The sequence below is a fragment of the Telluribacter sp. genome (assembly GCF_035998675.1).
Classification (GTDB): domain Bacteria; phylum Bacteroidota; class Bacteroidia; order Cytophagales; family Spirosomataceae; genus Telluribacter.
This window is the reverse complement of the sequence record NZ_DASYHI010000020.1, coordinates 1,026,914-1,045,633: the sequence shown is the minus strand read 5'-3', so window position 1 is coordinate 1,045,633 and position 18,720 is coordinate 1,026,914. Positions and strand designations below refer to the sequence as shown.

Annotated in this window: 10 protein-coding genes and 1 pseudogene; all 11 read right to left on the bottom strand. The window is 52.6% G+C overall.

What is annotated here, in order from left to right; translation table 11 throughout:
- Positions 1-71: 71 nt before the first annotated feature.
- The gene (locus tag VGN67_RS18550) at positions 72-1,949 is read right to left on the bottom strand and encodes a glycoside hydrolase family 97 protein (protein WP_327488355.1); all 1,878 of its coding nucleotides are present in this window, start codon (positions 1,947-1,949) and stop codon (positions 72-74) included.
- 111 nt (positions 1,950-2,060) lie between these two features.
- Positions 2,061-3,332 carry a polysaccharide pyruvyl transferase family protein gene (locus tag VGN67_RS18545; RefSeq protein WP_327488354.1) on the bottom strand — a complete coding sequence of 424 codons (1,272 nt, stop codon included), beginning with the start codon at positions 3,330-3,332 and terminating at the stop codon, positions 2,061-2,063.
- Positions 3,333-3,337: 5 nt separating this feature from the next.
- Positions 3,338-4,678 (bottom strand): polysaccharide pyruvyl transferase family protein, encoded by a 1,341-nt coding sequence (locus VGN67_RS18540; protein WP_327488353.1) that lies wholly within the window; start codon positions 4,676-4,678, stop codon positions 3,338-3,340.
- Positions 4,679-4,743: 65 nt separating this feature from the next.
- Positions 4,744-6,429: a RagB/SusD family nutrient uptake outer membrane protein gene (locus VGN67_RS18535; protein ID WP_327488352.1), complete on the bottom strand. Its 1,686-nt coding sequence runs from the start codon at positions 6,427-6,429 to the stop codon at positions 4,744-4,746.
- 29 nt (positions 6,430-6,458) lie between these two features.
- Entirely contained in the window at positions 6,459-9,836 is a 3,378-nt protein-coding gene (locus tag VGN67_RS18530) for a TonB-dependent receptor (RefSeq protein WP_327488351.1), read from the bottom strand.
- Between the two features lie 142 nt (positions 9,837-9,978).
- The gene (locus VGN67_RS18525; RefSeq protein WP_327488350.1) at positions 9,979-10,989 is read right to left on the bottom strand and encodes a FecR family protein; all 1,011 of its coding nucleotides are present in this window, start codon (positions 10,987-10,989) and stop codon (positions 9,979-9,981) included.
- Between the two features lie 55 nt (positions 10,990-11,044).
- Positions 11,045-11,713, bottom strand: a complete 669-nt coding sequence (locus VGN67_RS18520; protein WP_327488349.1) for an RNA polymerase sigma-70 factor — start codon at positions 11,711-11,713, stop codon at positions 11,045-11,047.
- Between the two features lie 281 nt (positions 11,714-11,994).
- Positions 11,995-13,521, bottom strand: a complete 1,527-nt coding sequence (locus VGN67_RS18515; RefSeq protein WP_327488348.1) for a hypothetical protein — start codon at positions 13,519-13,521, stop codon at positions 11,995-11,997.
- Positions 13,522-13,542: 21 nt separating this feature from the next.
- Complete coding sequence (locus tag VGN67_RS18510) at positions 13,543-14,934, bottom strand: sulfatase-like hydrolase/transferase (RefSeq protein WP_327488347.1); 1,392 nt, start codon at positions 14,932-14,934, stop codon at positions 13,543-13,545.
- Between the two features lie 55 nt (positions 14,935-14,989).
- Positions 14,990-16,009: a carbon-nitrogen hydrolase family protein gene (locus tag VGN67_RS18505; RefSeq protein WP_327488346.1), complete on the bottom strand. Its 1,020-nt coding sequence runs from the start codon at positions 16,007-16,009 to the stop codon at positions 14,990-14,992.
- A 103-nt stretch (positions 16,010-16,112) separates the two neighbouring features.
- Positions 16,113-18,591, bottom strand: a pseudogene (locus tag VGN67_RS18500) (hypothetical protein).
- Positions 18,592-18,720: the final 129 nt, after the last annotated feature.

The following is an 18,720-nucleotide window of genomic DNA, read 5'->3' as shown; positions in this document are numbered from 1 at the left end:
GACGATTTCTGCAACGCCCTTATGGGTTTAACTTAGGTACCCCCGAAAGCCGACCGTCGCCGGGATTCTGCTTACTCCCGCAGCCGCACCGCCACTCCGCCTTTTGGTAACAGTGCAAAGTGCAATTTATCCGTAGACTGAATAGTTTTGGTCGTTTTCCGGATACCTCCTTCGCCCGTATCCTCATAGATGTCAATGGTGTACTTTTTTCCTTTTGGCAAAAAGTCAAACTCAAGTGTCAGGGACCGGGCAAGGTTATTGGTCACTGCCCCCAGGTACCATTCTTTTCCGTGCCGACGGGCTACGGTAATGTACTCACCGGGCATGCCTTCGGGCACGCGGGTTTCGTTCCAGGTAGTGGGAAGGGTTTTCCAAAGTTCTATTTCCTCCCGATTGGTATAGTGTTCGGGTTTTCCGTACCAGTACAGGTACTGCCACGGACTGTAATTGATCACAGACAGGGCCAGTTGGTGCGCCTTGGTGTTTTTGAGGCGTGCCACCTGATCCCCAAAGCAATAGGTATAGTCGGCGGCTCCGGCCAAAAAGCGCGTAAAGGGCAGAATGGTATTGTGCGTGGCGTCGGGAAACTCCTCGTTGCCGCTTACACCTTCCTGCGTCATAAGGTTGGGATAGGTGCGACTGAACCCCGTAGGCATGTACTCGTCGTGGATGTCTACCATGAGGTGGTATTGAGCCGCTTTTTTGACAGCTTCGTGCATCCAGGCCGTCCAGTAGTGGGAGCCGCTATGTACAAAACCAAACTTGACTCCCGCCACTCCCCATTTTTCATAAAGCGGGAAAATAGAATCCAGCTGATTTTCCAGCGCCCGGTGGTTTACGTAGAGAATTACGCCTTTTCCTTTTTCTTTCGCATAGCGGATAATGGCTGGCATATCCAGGTCATTGACCGGATTGCGGCGCGGATCGACGTTTACCTTACTGGCATCAGAGACCTGCTCATACTCGTGGCCGTACCATCCCGCGTCGAAATGGATAAAATCCAGGTTTTGCTCTACGGCAAAATCTACCAGTTTCCGGGCTCCATCGGTCGAGAGTGTAGTTTCCCGCATCACACGTCCCGGCCTGATCCAGCCTGCCTCCTTGATCTGAGAGGGTGGATTCAGGTTCAAAATCAGATAATTGTTTTCCAGGAGTTGCGTTGGTTTCTCCGCCACCATTACCACCCTCCAGGGGGTACCGAAGGGGGAGGTGCCGACAATCTCGCCGTACAGGTTACTCACCAGCTCGTCTTTTGCGGATCGCAGCCGGAGCCGGGGAAAATGCGTCTGCTGCGCGTGGAGGATGCTTGCCCACAGGCCGTTGCTCAGCTGAATGGTGAGGGGTAGCTCGGCTCCTTTTTGCCATTCTTCGGGGGCACACAATTCATAACGGCCCTGGGCATGTTCGGTGGAGAAAAACTGACTGTTGGGCGGAAGCCGGAAATGCGTGTCCTCCTGGCCAATCTCAATGACCTGGGTACGGGTACTTTCCGGAAAAAAATACCGGAAGGCGATGCCCTCGTCGTAGGCCCGCACAATGACCTGCATCTCTCCTTTCTCGCGGCCTTTGACCTTGATGGTATCCTGTATGGTAATAGTCAACTCGTGGTAGTGATCAGGAATCAGCTCGCGCTCGCCGTACATGGGCTTCCAGGTAGTGTTCACGTTTTGAAGAGCTACCTTTTTTACCACCATTTTCTTATTCCAGTTAGGGGCTGTGGCGTAGCCGTTGGGATTATTGAGCAGGCCCATCCCTGACGGCATAATTACGGGTTTATCCTTGTAGCGGATTTCGTAGGTCGGCACGCCATCACCCTGCGTGGAAAATTGGAAGGTAAGATTTCCATTTGGCGAACTGACACGCAGGGAGTCCTGGGCGGAAGCCCGCAGGGACGAGAATACTAGCAAGGCTCCGAAAAAAAAGGCAATTTTATTTAGGAAAGAGTTCATCTATTTTGCAGTGGCTTGATCAAAAGCAATAACGGCATCCATGGTGGTTGCTACTACTTTGATAAAGTCAACAAAAATAGATAATTACCTATCTTAGCCCCACCTAAGCCCTCAGGCGATCGTGTTCTTCATAATTTTAAAAGCTTCGTCGTACTGCTTGTCCACCTTTGCCAGCGATTGCTTCACGTTTTTCGTAGCGGCTTTATAGTTGGCATGAACCTGCATCAGCCGGTCCGCAATCTGTTTTCCGGTTGTATCCATGATTTCGAAGGTCCAGTCGGCCAGACCCAGGTCATAGTACATTTGTCCTTTGATGGTGTCTTCGGGTTGCCGCAGGTAGAAGGCCGGAGTACCGTTGGCCGCCGCGATAATGGGCGAATGACACTCAAAGCTAAGTACCGTATGAGCATGGGAGTAGAGCGAAGCGGCCTCGTCGGGTAGCCAGTAGCCGTGTTTGACTACCTTGGCCTTTACATCGGTGGGCAGCGGGTCAATGAGTAGTTCGTCCATAATGTCTACCTGGTAGGTCATCTCGGGGCATACTACTACCTTATTACCCGTTTTACGAACCCAGGTCACCATCGCCTCGCGCGCTTTGGCGTGGTCAGCTTCCTTGTATTTGTCGTTCAACTCGTTTACCTGCTGAATTCTTTCGGCGCTCCAGCCGTTCTGGTTGGAATAAATCTTGTAATAAGGTGTCACCCGGAGCCGGGGTACTACGCAGATAAATTTTTTGGGTTCCAGGCCGTGGGTCTTTATAAACTGGTTGGCTTTTTCCGGGTCCTGGATTTCCAGGTCAAAGGTAGCGTCGGGAGCAAAGGCGATGTGGTTACCCGAAAGGCCAGCTTCTTTCAGCTTCTGAATAGAGGCGGTTTCACGGGTGAAAATAAAGGAAGCATGCTGTAGCAGGTCTTTCAGGCTGGGCGTGACGTTTTGGGTTGTAACGCCGAAAATGCCGAATGGCTTTTTAGTCTGTTGGTGCCAAGCCCCCAGAAAATCGGCGGCAATGACCGAAGGCCCGGAACCGTGCAGAAAGAAATCAGCTTCCCGGAAGGCCTGTTTTACCTCTTCAGAACCTGGTTCATTGTCTTTGTTTACATTTCCGTGGATGATCCTGACGGCCGGGTAGTTCCTGGTTAGCATGTCTTCTACTACCTGACTCCTGCTTCTTTTCCAAAGGATTATCTTTGCCCCGGGAATACGCTTCTGCAACAGGCCCAGCAGACCGGGCGTATGGGCGATATCCCCGATATTGACATCCTGCCAGCCCGAAACAACTAGGAGGGTAGGGTTGGCTTTTTGGGTGGCCTGCGCCAGGTAAGGGGCCAGCAGGGCACCCGCTGACAGCAGGGTACTTTGCTGAATAAAATCTCGGCGATTCATAGGGTTCAGGAGCTACGGGTTGAGGAAGTTGCTACTTTTTTTACTACTGCCATCGTTTCCTGCTGGCGTTTGGCTACTACCGCCATGGCGTCCTTTACTTTCTTCTTGGCCAGGGGGTAGTTCTTATGGATTTTCATCAGTTCGTCAATCATGGCCGAGGAGGGTACCTGGTCAATGTCAAACAGCCATTCGGGCAGACCGATGTCCCGGAACATCCACCCCTTACGGCCGTGCGCCACCGGACGGGCGTGCAGGATAGGTACCCCCACCGCCAGCCCCATAATCAGGGAGTGGGGTTCCATGCCAAAAATCGTATGCGCCCGCGCATAAACCGACATGGCTTCGTCGGCACTCCAGAAGGCCTCCCGGAAGACTACCTTCTTTTTTACATCATCATCAAGCAGGTCGTAGAGCATGGTCCGGCCGTATTTGGTTTCTTTCAGGGCTTCCGGGGCTATAAGTACCTGCTGACCGGTGGTGCGTACCCAATGGTTGATCAGGGCCTGTACCTTGTCAAGCCGACGGCGGTCTTCCGCCTGTTTTTCCGGGGTGGCTTCGGGGTTCATCAGGTTCCCTTTGCCGCTATCGTCGAGGTGGGGCGTATTGGTACGGAGTACCACCGTCAGGAATTTTCCTTCTTCCAGACCGGCCTGTTTCAGGTAAGCTTTGCCTTTGGCTTCGTCACGTACATCAATGCCAAAACAGCCATCCGGACCAAATTCCATAACCGGCGCTTTGAATCCTAGCTCTTTAATGAACTTTAATGATTCCGTGTCGCGGGTAAAAATAAAGGAGGCCCGGCTCAGGACATCGCGGTAGAGGTACTGCGAAGGCGGAGCAAACTTATCAAACGAATGGCCGTAGAGTCCGAAGGGTATCTTGTTCTCGATGCAATAGTACATGGGGGCCAGGTTGGATAGGGTACTGCCCCAATCGTAGTTGAACAGGCCATAATTCATGGACATGCCCGAATTATGGATGTACACATCGGCGGCTTTGAAGGCATTCATAACCTCTCCTTTATCGTCAGCATCGCCACCGGGGAAGCTACCCTGAATGATTTTTACCTTTGGGAAATTCTTCTGAATCAGGGCTTCGGTAACCGGCCGGGGGGCGGCGTGCCACAGGATAATGCGGGCTTCGGGTATATGGCGTTCAATCAGCCGTAAGGTACCGGGTGTATGACCAATGTCCCCGATGTTTTTATCATTCCACGACGAACGAATCAGGATGGTGGGGTTTTTCTTATCGGAAAGGGGCTGTATGGTAGCGGCAAATCCCGGGCTAGCTGACAACGTAGCCGCCATGAGTGCATTGGCCTTTAAAAAATCGCGGCGACTTTGCATAGAATCTGATTGTTAGTTACAGGTACTGTAGGTACTAATTTAGGTCTATTCTTCCATTTATCACGCTACTTCGCACCCGGGTATCCCGGATTCTGAGCCAGAACTACCTCCCGGTTGGCGTCGATGGCTTTCTGCGGAATCGGCCAAAGTTCGTGGTAGGGTTGCATGGTAGCTTTGGCGTCCCAGTTGTATTTTGTGGCACGCTCATACAGGAGTCCGAGGCGTACCAGCGTTCTCCGGCGGGCTTCTTCTACGGTCAGCTCCCGCGCACGCTCGTCGAGGAGGTAGTCCAGGGTTACGTCAGCCGCTGCCACGGGTTTGGCGTTGGCGCGCGACCGTACTACGTTAATATCCGTTGCCGCGTTTTGCCGGTCTCCCTTGTGAATGTAGGCCTCGGCCCGCAGCAGGTAGGTTTCGGCCAGGCGCATCCGGATCTGATCGTTGTTGGTCCGACCCGAAAGTGGTGCGGGAAGTTCCCCTTCAATTTTTCGGATCATCGGATAAAACCAGCGCAAGGTATCTACGGCAATATTGGTAGCCGTACCATTTTCCTGAGCAATAAAGGCTTTCCCATTTACTACCGTATAGCGGGCTTTTTTACCAAAATAGGGTGAAGTCTTATCATTATAGTACCAGTCCCGCCGGATGTTATAGTGTGAATTACGCATATCGTTCTTAAAGTTATCTTTCCAGATATCATAAAAGAAGTAGTTGGTAGGGCGATTGCCCCCCTGGCTGCGGCCGATACTGTCACTGACCAGAATACGCTTGTTGTCCGGAGAGCGGATGTTTTCAAACTGCGGTCCCCACCAGCGTAGGTCATGGTTTTGGCCTTCGGCCCCGCCCACGGTCAGGAATTCGTACTGAACAGCCCATATCGTTTCCAGGTTGCCCGACGAACGGTTCTGCTGGTTGGTCCAGAACAGGTCCGAGAATACATCGCCGGGGCGGTTGGTATTGCCGAAGCGTTTGGTCATGAGCTGGTACTGGCCGGCTGTGCCGTCTAGTACCTTGGTAGCGGCCGCGATGGCTTTGTCATAGTAAGAAGCGTCTTTGGTTTCTCTACCCAGGCTAATGTACACTTCGGTGAGCAGGTGCAGAGCGGCGGCTTTAAAGATCCGGCCGTCTTTGGTGGGGTTGGTTACTACATTGGGTAGATGCTCCGCGGCAAATTCAAGATCATTTTTTGCAAATTCCAATACTTCGAGCCGGGTAGCCCGTTTAAAATCAAAGCGGGGCTCGGTCAGTTCCCGGTCCACGATCGGAACGCCGCCAAACAAATTGACGAGTACATTGTAAGTAAAAGCCCGGAAGAATTTTGCCTCGGCCAGTACCTCGTTTTTTTCTTTTTCAGTCCAGCGTACCTCCGGATTTTCGGCCCGGGTAATAATCAGGTTGGCATTTTTGAGCATATTGGCGTAGGCCCAGTCCCAGTAGTGCACCACGATCTGATCGGTGGGAAGTACCAGCTTGTAGTCTTTCATAAAGCGCCCGTCGGCAACGCCGCTGGTAGCTACGTCGGTACCGGTACCCATCTGATCGGGACGGTCTAGGGTTCGTTCGTCGCGGGCACTCTTGTGGAGCGCGACCAGAATAGTTTCAAAGCCCGCTTTGGTGGTGAGCAGGTTTTCGGGACTGAACCGGTCCAGCGGCTTTTCGTCCAGAAAAGATTCTTTGCAGGCGCCCATCGTCAGGCCGAAGACCAGGAGCGTAAGCGCTACGCGAATGGAAGGTGTTATTTTCAATTTCATAATCATGTACTTTTTCAGGGTAGATACTATTATAATCCAATGATTAACCCAACGACCCAGGATTTGAGCAAAGGCCCGTTGGATACATTGCGCCCGCCGGAGCCATGCTCGGGGTCCCAGCCGTCCCAGCCGGTCCAGGTTTTGAGATTTTTGCCGCTGACATAGATATTGACCTTGTCCATCCTTACTTTGTCGAGTAAAACTTTGGGTAAATCATAGCCCAGACTGACATCCTGTAAGCGCAGGAAGGTGCGGCTTTGGTAAAAACCATAACCCAGCGGATTGGGGTACCCGATACTCGGACGATCGGTCAGCGGGTTTTCGGGGGTCCAGTAGGGCAGATCCATCAGGTTGGCCCGGTCGAAGAAATTGCTCCCGTGGTTGAGCAGCGAATTGCCGCTGTATCCGCCCACGCGGGCGTTCAGGAAAAAGGAGAACGAAAGGCCACCGTACGAAAGCCGGTTGGTGAGGCCACTCGTAAAGTCGGGTTGCGAGGAGTGAAGTACCTGCCGGTCCTCAGGACCGATGCGTCCGTCGCCGCTGATGTCTTTGAATTTGAGGTAGCCCGGCTTGGCCCCCGGATCAATGGAGTTGTCTTCCCCTACCTGCCAGATGCCGTCCCACACATAGTTGAAATTGGTACCCTGCGGTTCTCCGATGAACCTTCCGCTGGCAATATCGTCGTCCTCTACCCCGTCGCCGTCTAGGTCAGTACCCGACAGACTCGTTATTTTATTGCGGTTCAGGGTAAAGACCAAATTCGTGGTCCAGTTGAATTTTCCTTTGGTATAGTTAGTGGAATTGATCGTGACTTCCACGCCCCGGTTGCTGGTAGCGCCCACGTTGGTGAAAAAGGTCTCGTAGCCGGTCATATTGGGAATCCGCAGGTCGAGCAGCAGGTCGGAGGTATTCATGGAGTAGTACTCCACAGAACCCGAGATTTTATTCTGGAACAAGCTGAAATCCAGACCATAGTTGGAGGCCACCGTGGTTTCCCAGCCCAGCAGGCGGTTGGCCATGGAGGTGGGGGTAATACCGATGCTGGTGGTACCGTTGTCCCCGAATACGTACTGATTGCCGGATTGGGTCATGTTGCTGAGCGAGGTGTAGGGAAGAATGCCCCTGTTGCCGTTTTTGCCGTACGAGTACCTTACTTTCAGGTAGCCAATCCAGGGCTGCGACCGGATGAAGTCTTCTTCAGACAGGAGCCAGCCCAGGCCCACGGAAGGGAAGTTTCCGAATTTTCGCCCGGAGCCAAAGGCCGAGTACCCGTCCCGGCGGATGGTAAAGTTGAAGAGGTACTTTTCCAGAAAACGGTACCCGATGCGGCCCATGTAGGAAGTAGCCCGCGACTCGGAAGCACTGGTAGAAACCAGTTGGTTTTCGCCGATACCCAGTCCGTTGAACGACAAGGCATCGTTAAAAATATTGTTGCTCGACAAGGAAGAGCCACTCTCGCGGGTACGTTCGAAGCTTTGCAGCAAGGTCACATCCAGGTCGTGGTTCTCGCCCAGGGCTTTGTTGTACTTTACAATGTTTTCCAGGGTAAGGTAGTGGTGCCTGCGGTTGGCTTTGCTGCCGCTGGCCAGCCGGAAGTTATTGTCGCGGGGTTCGTTGACAGACGGCGTAAAGTTGGCGTCGTCGTTATACCGCAGGTTGTTGCCCAGGTTCAGCCGGTACGTAAGGCCCGGAATGGGCAGATTGATATCCGCGTACACATTGTTGAACAGGGTGTTGGATACACTCAGATGATCGTTCCGTACGGAGTTGAAAATCGGGTTGGGCGCCAGGCCGTCGTCCATGGGCAGGCTTTTCAGTTCACCGTCGTCATAGTATAGGGACGAAAAAGGGCTGAGATAGCTGGCGGTCTCAAAATTGGCCCGGATGCCCGAGTAATCCTTGATGGTAAAGCCCGTGTGGGTACCTATGCTCAGCCAATCGGTTATGGTCATGTCCAGGTTGAGGCGGGATGAAAACCGGCTGAAATTGTCGCCAATGATCCGCCCTTTCATGTTGGTGTAGGAACCCGACACGTAGTAATTTACTTTTTCGGTCCGTCCCGACAGGCTCAGTTCGTGGTTGTACATGGGGGCATCCTGCGAAATAGCCACCCAGGGATCAATGGTACGTCCGGCCGCCCGGTTTGCTTCCTCAATGGGGTTCAGGATCAGGGGCCGGCCCAGAAAAGCCGCCGCGTCTTCCTTCATGGCCAGGTACCGGTCGGGGCCCATCATGCGGGGAGTTTTGGCAAAATCTGACATACCGTAGTAGGTATTGTAAGTCAGCTTGGGCCGGGAAGTAGTACCCTTTTTTGTGGTAATTAAAATAACCCCGTTGGTAGCCCTGGACCCGTAGATACTGGCCGAACTGGCATCTTTCAGAATGTCAATGGATTCAATGTCATTGGAATTAATATCCGAAAGTCTTCCGGTATAAATGATGCCATCCAGAATGATCAAAGGCGCGTTGCTGGCTAAAATGGACGTATTTCCCCGTATCGTAATGGTACCGTCGGCCCCGGGCCGACCCGTATCAACCACGGTTACGCCCGCCACCGAACCCCGCAGGGCCTGCGCTACATTGACGTTAGGATTGGTGGCGTTGAGTTTGGGGTCCACCCGCACTACCGCCCCGGTCAGGTCCTTCTTGCGTTGGGTACCGTAGCCCACTACCACCACTTCCTCAAGGGCATTGTTATCGGGTTCCAGGGAGAGGTTGAGGGTAGTTTGATTACCTACTATTACTTCCTGGCTTTTATAACCTACGAAACTGAACACTAGTACGGCGTTATCGTCGGGGACATCCAGCTGAAACTGTCCCTCGGTGTTGGTAGTAGTACCCCGTGTAGTACCCTTCAGAACCACGCTCACACCCGGCAAACCCCCTCCGGATTCATCTTTAACGGTACCACTAACCAGTCGCCTGGGAGCCTCAGCTGTTTCGGCGGCATCAGCCGTGACAGACTGCGGTCCGGTGGTAGTAGCCAGGGGTCTACCCTCTGCGGGCGTGGCGGAAGTCTGGCCGGTAGTCGAAGTCTTTTCCTGCCGGGCAGGCGCTCGGTTTCCGCTTTTCTCCGTGATGACGAATCCGCCCTTACCCGATTTTTTGTAGGTAAGATTCAGGGGACGGAGTAAGAGGTCCAGGTTTTGTTCAAGCGGTTTGGTGACATTATAGGCGTCCGCAGGTACCTCATATCGGTCGATATTTTTCCCAAAAAACAGAATGTCCACCCGATGCTGATTTTTCAGCTCATTAAGTACATCTTTCAGTTTGCGCATCGTACTTTGGTCGGCCTGGGTAGATCGGGCCGGTACCTGATGCACCTTGGCGAGCAGCTGGGCGTGGAGCGGAGGAGTGACCTCCAGCAGTAGACCCACTAATACTAGGACAGGTAATACTTTTTTCATGTGTACGGTAAAGATTTAGAAATAAGTAGCTATTAGAAATTAGCTTTTAGTGGTTAGTTCTCTAAGTTGCTGTATAAGAACGGATTGTAAATAATTCTAATGCAAAGTAATTTTGCGCAAGTACTTAGCAGTAATACGTTATTTATTCGTGGTAGGTGATTGTAATGGTATCATTGGATTGAGTATAGCGGAGGTTGGCCGCATCCGTGAGTGCCTGCAGCAGCTCTTCGGCCGACTGCGCCTGAAAGGAACCATACAGGGTCAGTTGTTTCAGATCCTCGCCTTCTATTTTGATTTTTAAGCCGAAGTTGTCCTCAAACAAATGCGTAAGCTCGCTCAGGGAAGTACCTTCAAATACGAAGCGGTGCGCGGCCCAGGCGGCGTAGTTCTGGGGCGAAGCAGTTTTGCGCAAACTGGCTCGTCCCTGCTGGTCCAGCGTGACCAGGTCGCCGGGTTTCAGCATCACTTCCTTGCGGGCGTTTCCTTCCTGGTAGCGTAGCTGTACCTTGCCCTTGTTGAGCACTACCTTAGAGCCCCGCTGGCGCGAATACACCGTAAACTCGGTGCCCAGTACAACTACTTCCAGCCCATTTTCGGCCTTTACGACAAAGCGCTGATGATCAATGGTGTGGGTGACGGAGAAGTTGGCTTCGCCTTTCAGAAGTACCTCCCGGGTTTTGCTGCCGAAGCCAAAGCGGGGCACGCGCAGGCTTGAATTGGAATTCATGGCTACCCGGGTACCATCTTCCAGTTGCAGCGATCTGGTTTCGTTGTAGCTGGTCTGGTAGGTTTTATAAATGAGTAAATCTTTATTAGCCCAGCCGAGCAGTCCACAGGATAGCAGCAGGGTAGCCGCCACCAGCCATTTCAACCAGATGGAGCGGGAAACGGGGGAGGTACTATCCGACGAAAGAGCTGTTTCGGGTACCGGGCGGGCGGGATTCTCCTGCATGAAGTGTAGGTAGGCATCCAGTTTCTGGTCCAGTTCGGGCAGGTACTGGGGCGATTGGTGTTCCCATTCGACCAGCCATTGGTAGTATGTTTCCCGGTTATCAGCCGCGTGCAGCCACTCTTCAATGAGGCGCTTCTGCATTGGGGTACTTTTCCCGGCGAAATGGTCAAAAATCAAATATTTAGTAACGGTAGGTTCCATGTCTTATGATGAATGCTTTGCTGATAGACAAATCAAAGGTTAATTGTACGTAGCGTTAGGAGCAAATAAACAGGAGGGTCACCCATAGCCACTGCCCTTTTAGCCCGGCTTTGAGTACGCTGAGGGCTTTAAAAATATGGGTTTCAACGGTACGCTGGGAAAGCTGGAGTTCTTCGGCGATGTCTTTACTTTTGAGCCCCTCAAACCTATTCATTAAAAACACTTTCTGGCACTGGGGCGGCAGAGAGCTAATCAGTGTATTGATGGTGTTGAGCAGTTCTTCGATTTGCATTAACTGTTCGGGAGATTCCCCCAGGGGTACTTCCTGCTGTTGGGCAGCGGACAAGGGGTCCGATTTGCGCAGGTCATTAGACAGGTAGTTGTAAGCCCGGTTTCGCACCGACCGAAACAGGTAAGCCCGGTAGGAAGTCGTGACCGACAGGTAGGCTTTAGTATTCCAGAAATTGTAGAAGATCTCGCTGACAATATCCTCGGCTACCTCTTTGGAATAGACAAAGCGAACGGCGTGGGTACACATGGCCCGGTAGTACATCCTGAATAGTAGTTCGCAGCCTTTTTGTGGATCAGCTTCAAAAGTTTTCCAAATAAAAAGCTCCGAATCCTCCGGCCGGGGAGTTTGGGCATCCTGCCCGGATCCACTCTCCTTCTTTGGGCCGGGCGATTCTGAGCTTTCTGGGGCGTTGAATGGTAGATTTTGAGTCATATTGCGGCGAATTTGTCTACTTTTTCCTGAAATTATTCAAGAACCATTTGAATATAGACAAACTCGAAGCAGAATGTACGTAGAAGAAAAAGAGATTTTTATTTAAAACTAGCTTTGCCTGGCTTAAAAAGAGGCAGCCTGACTTTCTGAAAATAAACCTTTAACAAACCAATATCCATTATCTGCACCTTTCGGGCAGATAATGGATATTGGCAGGTGAGTTAATTTATTACTGCTTCCGGATTGACCGGAGCAGTGGTACCCGATAAATCAGATTTTCTCTAAAAATACAATCCCATCATATCGGGCTTTTTTCCGGTGTCCAGCCACATCAGACTCAATGAAAGTACGCCTAATCCGTCAACGGCATCGTAGCGGTCTTCTTCCGGATGGCTGCGAAACATACCTTGCGCCCAGAGCTTCCCGACGGCCTCGTCAGCCACGGTTACGGCCAGGTCGCGGTAGGCCTTGTCGCCCAGCTGCTCGTGACAGTTGAGCAGAAAGAAGATCACCCGGCCGTAATGCTCGGCATAGGCACCCCGGCCTTTCCGCGCGGGAAGCTCTTCGCGAACAATATTTACCCAGCGGTCTACGGCCTGCCGGAACTGGGGCTTGTTAGTGCGCTTGTAGAGCATCAGGCAGCTTTCACCGAACGAGATGGGGTAGTTATGGGTCGGGAACAGGGGTTCCCAGATGTCCGAGTAATTCTGTGGTTTATAGGGGTAGTCGTCGGTGCGCCAGACGGGTTTGCCATCGGTGAGGTTGAGCATACCGTAGTACCGCTGCTTTTCTTCGTCGTAACCATACTTTAACCAGGCGGTGATGGCCTCTTCGGCCATGGCATTCCATTTCGCGGCATGTTCTTTATCGGCCCACTTGGCCGCTTCCAGCAGACAAGCCGACCACAAACCTACCTCTGATGTAGATACGTACTTGTCCCAGCGGTCGTGCATGGGACTGTTGGGGATAAGGCCGGTGTCCTTATTGCGGTTATTGAAACTGAAACCGGCAATGCGGTCGGCGATGGCGAGGTGTTCGGGGTTTTTGGTTTTGTTGTACAGCCACGCCATGGTATAAAACAGCGTGCCGCCGGCTTCCGTGAAAGCATGGTCACTTTTTTTGTCGGCGTGGCGGTTAAATTCTCCCGTAGCAGGGTCTACCAGATGGTTCTCTGTACTGACCAGAATTTCCTTTTTTGTGACCTGGGGGTTTACATTCCAGAGCGCCTGCCAGGCCGGTATGAGGGGTCGGGCTTCGTGCAGGTGTCCATCCTCCGTTTTAAAATCTACGGCATAGGGCTTGCTGTAAAACTTCATGGTACTATCCACGTAGGCATCGTAAAAGTAGTGGTTGCCCCACAGGAATACCCCGTTGTCGGCGATACAGTACTTCATGAAATCCTTCATGTAAGCCGTTGCCGAGTTTTTGTAGAAGTCATTTTTGGTAATGCGGGACAGGTTGATGGCCGCCACAATAGAGGGCATATCCCAGTAGAGGGTAGCGCCCCGGGGGGCATCCACGGAGCGGTTGAGGTAGGCGCGCTGGGGGATGTGCGGCGGACGTGTGGGGTCTTTGGGATACATGCCGGTTTCGGTGTTCAGGCTGGCCATCCAGAAGGCGGTCTTCCGGGGACCATACACGTCGAGTCCGGTGGTCAACTGTTTTTTATAGTGGGCCATGACCTTATCCATATACTGACCCTTCGCGGGTGTTTCATTAGCTGGGGGAACGAGTCGGTTATGGGCTGCCATACTGAGCAGGCCAGCCAGGAACAGGGCGAGGTAAAGTTTGGAATGGGTTGTTTTCATAAGGGTATAGAAATAAAAGACTTAATGAGTAGCTGACCGGGCCGGAAGTACTACTTCTTTCCGGTGGCGGTCAATGGCTTTTTCAAAGGTTTTTATCCGGGAAGCGTATTGTGGACGGGAGGCCAGATTTTCCATTTCGTCCGTATCCGTTTTCAGATCATACAGTTCCCGGAAATTCACCCGATCCAGTTCTTCATCTTCATAGGTAACGATGTAGCGGTATCGGTCAGAAATCACAGTCAGGTTGGGTTTGGCCCCGCCATAGCTTCCTAATCCTTCATAAATAAAAAAGTCCCGGATACCAGGTTTTTTTCCGGTAAGTACCGGTTTCAGACTCTGGCCATGCATCCTCGCGGGAAGTTTCAGGCCAGCCAGATCCAGCAGGGTAGGAGCTATGTCAATGTTAAGTACCAGGCTGGCGTTCACCGAGGGCGCAATACCCGGTCCGGCTATACACATGGGTACGTGCGTGCTGGGTTGGTAGGGAAGTACTTTGCTGGTAAAGCCATGGTCGCCGAGCATCCAGCCGTTGTCGCTCAGGAATATCAGGTAGGTGTTGTCGGCCAGGCCCAGTTCATCCACTTTTTTTAGAATACTGCCTACAAAAGCATCCATTTCAGTGATAACCGAATAGTAATCCAATGTGTGCGCCTGGATTTTGTCCTTATCCGGATAGCCGTATACGCTGGCCTGAGTCCGGTTGCGGACGGTTTTCAGGTACTTGGGCTTATTGGCCAGATCGTCATTCTTATTGGTTGCTACGGGCATATCGGAGGACTGGTACCGGGCACGAGTAGAATCCTGCGCGGGCCACTCCATGTGGTCGTCCATGTGCGGGAGCTGCGTGTTATGGAACAGAAAGAAGGGCTGGTCTTTGGCAGCAGCCATTTGCAAAAAATCCAGCGACCGTCGGGCACAGTAGGCATCGCAATGCTCGTTGGGCTGCACCATTTTTCCCTGATCGGTGATTTTACGGCCGTGGTAGGTACCGTTGCTGTAAAAGGTGGTGGCAAAGTCAAAGCCCAGCGCCTGCGGCGACTGGTCTACGTGCCATTTGCCTGATACACCTGTGTAGTAGCCTTGCTCTTTCAGGTAGCTGGCGATGGTTTTTTCGCCGGGATTCAGCTTGCTACTTAGTTCCAGTACCCCGTTGGCGCTGCCGTAGCGGCCCGTCAGGATGGCGGCCCGGCTGGGGCTGCACAGCGCAAATACTACGTGGGCGTTAGTGAAGTTTTTACCCTTCTTCATCAACCGGTCCAAATTGGGGGTCAGGATGGCGGGGTTGCCGTTCTCCTGCACGGCGTCGAACCGCTGGTCATCGGTGAGGATGACGATGAAATTGGGTTTTAGCTGAGCAACGCAACCGTTTGGACACAGCAGGATCAGCGTAAAAACGACGACTAGTACTTTCATTTATTTAATTTATGGGTATTTATCAAATGACCGACAGGGTCGACTTCTGGAAATTTTACGACCAGAATTTTTTCTGCGCTATTTCGGCGATTTGCATGTGTTCTTCGTGAGTTTTCAAACCGAATTCTTTCATAATATCGGCTACCTTCACGTCGGGCGATAAACTTTCAATGATGGAGAATTCTTCTTCGTGCAGGGTATAAATCTTCACTTTCTTGCCGTATTTCTGCTGGATGGCGGGAAACTGCCGGTTATAAGGGTACGTATGTAAAAAGGCTTTTTCCAAATTGATGCGCGCACATACCCCCCAGCGGCTGTAGCTACCGCTCACGGCTAGCTCCTCACCAGTAATGTCGCAAATCTTAGTGGTACCTTTGCGGGTGCTGGATATGACAGGAAACTTATTGAGCCAGGCCATGGTGTTGACCATCTTACCGCCCGGAAAGGCCGACGGCCAAAACACCATTTCCGCCCCCTTCTCTCTCAGACGACGCCAGCCGTCGGACCACTCGATATCGAAGCAGGTCTGAATGCCGATGGTGCCAAAGTCGGTTTTAAATACAGGCGGATCCAATGGGCCCGGAGCCAATCCATTTTCCATCTCGCCCGTAGTAGGACGAATTTTGTGGTAGGTACCAACCACCTCGCCCCGGCGGCCTATGACAAAGGCACTATTGTGATGGAGTCCGTTTTCTTTGGCATAAACGGGGCATATAACATAGCAGTTATGCTTGATAGCAAACTTCTGAAATGGGCCAATAATCCGACCGCTTCCGTCTTCAGCGGCCTCTTCCACCGCAGGGCGCCCTCCCTTAACTCCGGCTACGTGAAAAACTTCCGGCAGACAAATGATGTCGGGTGACCAGGGGAGAGCATTCTCCATCTGTTTCAGCGCGGCCTGAATTACCTCCTGGTAGTTTTTGCCTTCCATACCATACTGGGTGAGTGTAGCCACCCATACTTCGCGCTTATTTTGGTTGGGGACAGCGATGGCGGCGGGTAGCCCAACTACTCCCAGTGCTGACGCACCCAGGGTAGATTTTTTAAGAAAGTCTCGTCGTGAGTTGATTTTCATAATCCAGAAATTCTAAGTAAGGTGATAATTTGTGCGAAAATACTTCAATTGCATTCTCCACTTTTATAAAATTAAAGACTTTCATGCAAATGCCCTCTTCACGTTATTCATAGTCCAACCATGCCGTAGCCTCACAGTTCTTATCAGCCACAAACCGGATCCAGCGGGCCTGGAAGGCCTCGGGAAAGGTATAGGCAAAAGTTTCTCCGGGCTTTACGGTCACCTCCCGGTAGGTCATCCACGGACCGTGACCGATCGGATTTACTTCGATTTTGAACGTTACCGGCTGATTGGAGGCATGCGATAGTTTCATACTTTTCTTGTCATAAAAACCGATCAGGTACGGGTCAGAAGGCGTATTGGCGCTCACGCGGGAATTTTTCCAGGGCCCACCCTGTCCGACGGGCTTGCCCAACTTCCACAGATCATCAATGGTACCCACCCAGATTTTGGCCTGGCCATCCCTGGAAGTAATGATATGTTCACCGGCCGAAGCATTGGCATCCAGACCCGTCATGACCAGCAGACCACGGTAGGAAGCGTAGTCATGGATAGCCAGGGCGTGTGACGCTACGGGTCGCATTTTGGCGTAGCCGTCGGCGTTTTCGGCGGGTAGTTCGTAGAAGGTACCGTGGGCATTGAGTAAGTCACGCTCGGTGGCTACTTCGCGGTCAATCCGCAGGACGGCCTTTTGTGATTTCCCGGTAAAGTCCTGATGGCCAAGCGGAAGCCTCCATCGGCGCCCGCTATCGTCCACAATGAGTACCGAGGCATCCTCTACGGTGAGTACATTTTTGGGTATTGCAAACTTCTGGCTGATGTACTGCGCGGTTTTGGGATCGTCCTTTTTTACCAGATTCAGGGCGCTGTCGAGTTCGTAGTAGCCACTTTCGGTGAAGGTGCCGTTCGAGAGCTTTCCGGCCAGCATGCCCAGAGCGCGACGGTGATTGCCCAAACCGTACATCAGTCCGCCGGTATAATTCTGGCTTCCAATCGGAGCGATGCCTTTAAACATACCATCCGGCGACTTCTGATAGCGGGAAGCATCGGTATAGTTGAAGTTGACCGTGGCGGTTGTGGGTTGATTACTCATTACCCGGATCCATTCGCCCGCCTCACTGGTAGCAAAGGTGACGGTAGCGGCCTGTCCTGCACCTACCTCGACGGAGCTCAGTGTTTTCCAGTTCCCCGTCCCATTTCGATCTGTTTCAAAGGTGAAGGTGGCCGGTTGGGTACCTTCGTTGTTGATCCAGGCCATGCGCTTATCCCATCCCGCAAACAGGAACGGCTCGGAGGGGGTGTTGGTGCCCACTTTTTCGGAAAGCCACACGGCACCCTGCGCGGTATTGGGACCCAGTTCGTCGGGCTTGGAGTAGGAGGTAAACCACAGGTTGGAGTTGGATTGTCCGGGCCCTTCGATGTCGCCCTTCATTTTGCGCTTGTTCAAAAATTCCTTCTGGGCCGAATCGTCGCAGCCAAAGACCAGGCCGTTTTGCCAGCGGGTAAAGTCTCCGATGACTTTCAGGTAAGCCGAGCGGGGCCGGATACCGGCTGTGTTTTTGGCGGTAAAAGACTGGGGGAATTTCCAGAACATGCCGTGCATGGTCATGAGGTAGTCGGGCTGGGTGGAGGTACCCACGTCCCGGATGCGGGGCCATTCGGTGTTCCAGCCGTGGGCTCCGTCGTAGCTGTGGCTGGCCTTGGGCAGGCGGTAAAAGCTCCATCCCTGAGCGGCATCCCGTACCCCCAGCAACACAGACTTGTGGTCCCAGCCGGTGGCCCAGATGGGGTCGGTAGCGGGGTTGGGATTGCCGTAGATTCCGCCGGGCCCGGTTACTTCCACAAACTGGCTGCGGCGCACCACCTTCCAGTCTTTGCCATTCCATTCGGCCAGTACGCCCGAAAGGATATCAAACTGTTTGAGGGCTTCCGGGGAGGCTTCGCCGTTGTTGGAATACACCGCTACCCCCTGTCCAGAATAGTACCCTTTTCCGTGGGCACCGGGTAGTAGGGTACCGGGCTGATTGGTCGAGATATCGTCGCCTTTCTCATGCTTCACGTTGGCATCTTCGTAGAGCATTTTGGTTTTAAGGCTGTGTACATCCAGCTCATAGAATCCCTCTTCCATGGTGGCGATCAGAATTTTATTGGCCGGATCGGTGAGGTGGCGGGCCAGGCCGGTGTACCGGCCCGGGGCATTCTTGTAGGGAATGGTCCGTACCTTCCGTTGCGCATCAATGGCGTAGGGACCAATAAACAGCTGATTGCTCTCTTTGTGAATCATCCGGTCAGCGGGGGTACCGCCCACGCTTTCCGGACGAATGGTCTTTCGCAAATCGGTTGTGATTTCATACAGCTTGTCTGAGGAACCCAGGGGTAGGTGGGGGCCGTAGGTGACCACCCACAGCCGGTCAGGGTACCACGGCACCGGTCCCACACTCGCCTTCGTTGTTGTAGTAGGCCAGGTGGGGGTAAATACCGCTGATCTGCCGGGGCTTGGGCTGGGCGTGGGAATTGATGGCGTTCAGGCACAAACCTCCTAACAGCCCCAGTGCTGCATACTTTATGGTTACTCTTTTCATCAGGTATATTATTTCAAATTAGCGTTCGGTAGTTTAGGTAGTGAAGATAATCATACTTCCCGAAAGTTGGTGTACTGTCAATAGCCGGGGTTTTGAATGAGTTTGGAGTTTAGCAGGCGGTGCAGCCTG

What these genes read in the sequence shown, in the direction of transcription:
- VGN67_RS18550 (WP_327488355.1), bottom strand. Translation starts at nt 1,949, where the DNA reads ATGAACTCTTTCCTAAATAAAATTGCCTTTTTTTTCGGAGCCTTGCTA.
- VGN67_RS18545 (WP_327488354.1), bottom strand. Translation starts at nt 3,332, where the DNA reads ATGAATCGCCGAGATTTTATTCAGCAAAGTACCCTGCTGTCAGCGGGT.
- VGN67_RS18540 (WP_327488353.1), bottom strand. Translation starts at nt 4,678, where the DNA reads ATGCAAAGTCGCCGCGATTTTTTAAAGGCCAATGCACTCATGGCGGCT.
- VGN67_RS18535 (WP_327488352.1), bottom strand. Translation starts at nt 6,429, where the DNA reads ATGAAATTGAAAATAACACCTTCCATTCGCGTAGCGCTTACGCTCCTG.
- VGN67_RS18530 (WP_327488351.1), bottom strand. Translation starts at nt 9,836, where the DNA reads ATGAAAAAAGTATTACCTGTCCTAGTATTAGTGGGTCTACTGCTGGAG.
- VGN67_RS18525 (WP_327488350.1), bottom strand. Translation starts at nt 10,989, where the DNA reads ATGGAACCTACCGTTACTAAATATTTGATTTTTGACCATTTCGCCGGG.
- VGN67_RS18520 (WP_327488349.1), bottom strand. Translation starts at nt 11,713, where the DNA reads ATGACTCAAAATCTACCATTCAACGCCCCAGAAAGCTCAGAATCGCCC.
- VGN67_RS18515 (WP_327488348.1), bottom strand. Translation starts at nt 13,521, where the DNA reads ATGAAAACAACCCATTCCAAACTTTACCTCGCCCTGTTCCTGGCTGGC.
- VGN67_RS18510 (WP_327488347.1), bottom strand. Translation starts at nt 14,934, where the DNA reads ATGAAAGTACTAGTCGTCGTTTTTACGCTGATCCTGCTGTGTCCAAAC.
- VGN67_RS18505 (WP_327488346.1), bottom strand. Translation starts at nt 16,009, where the DNA reads ATGAAAATCAACTCACGACGAGACTTTCTTAAAAAATCTACCCTGGGT.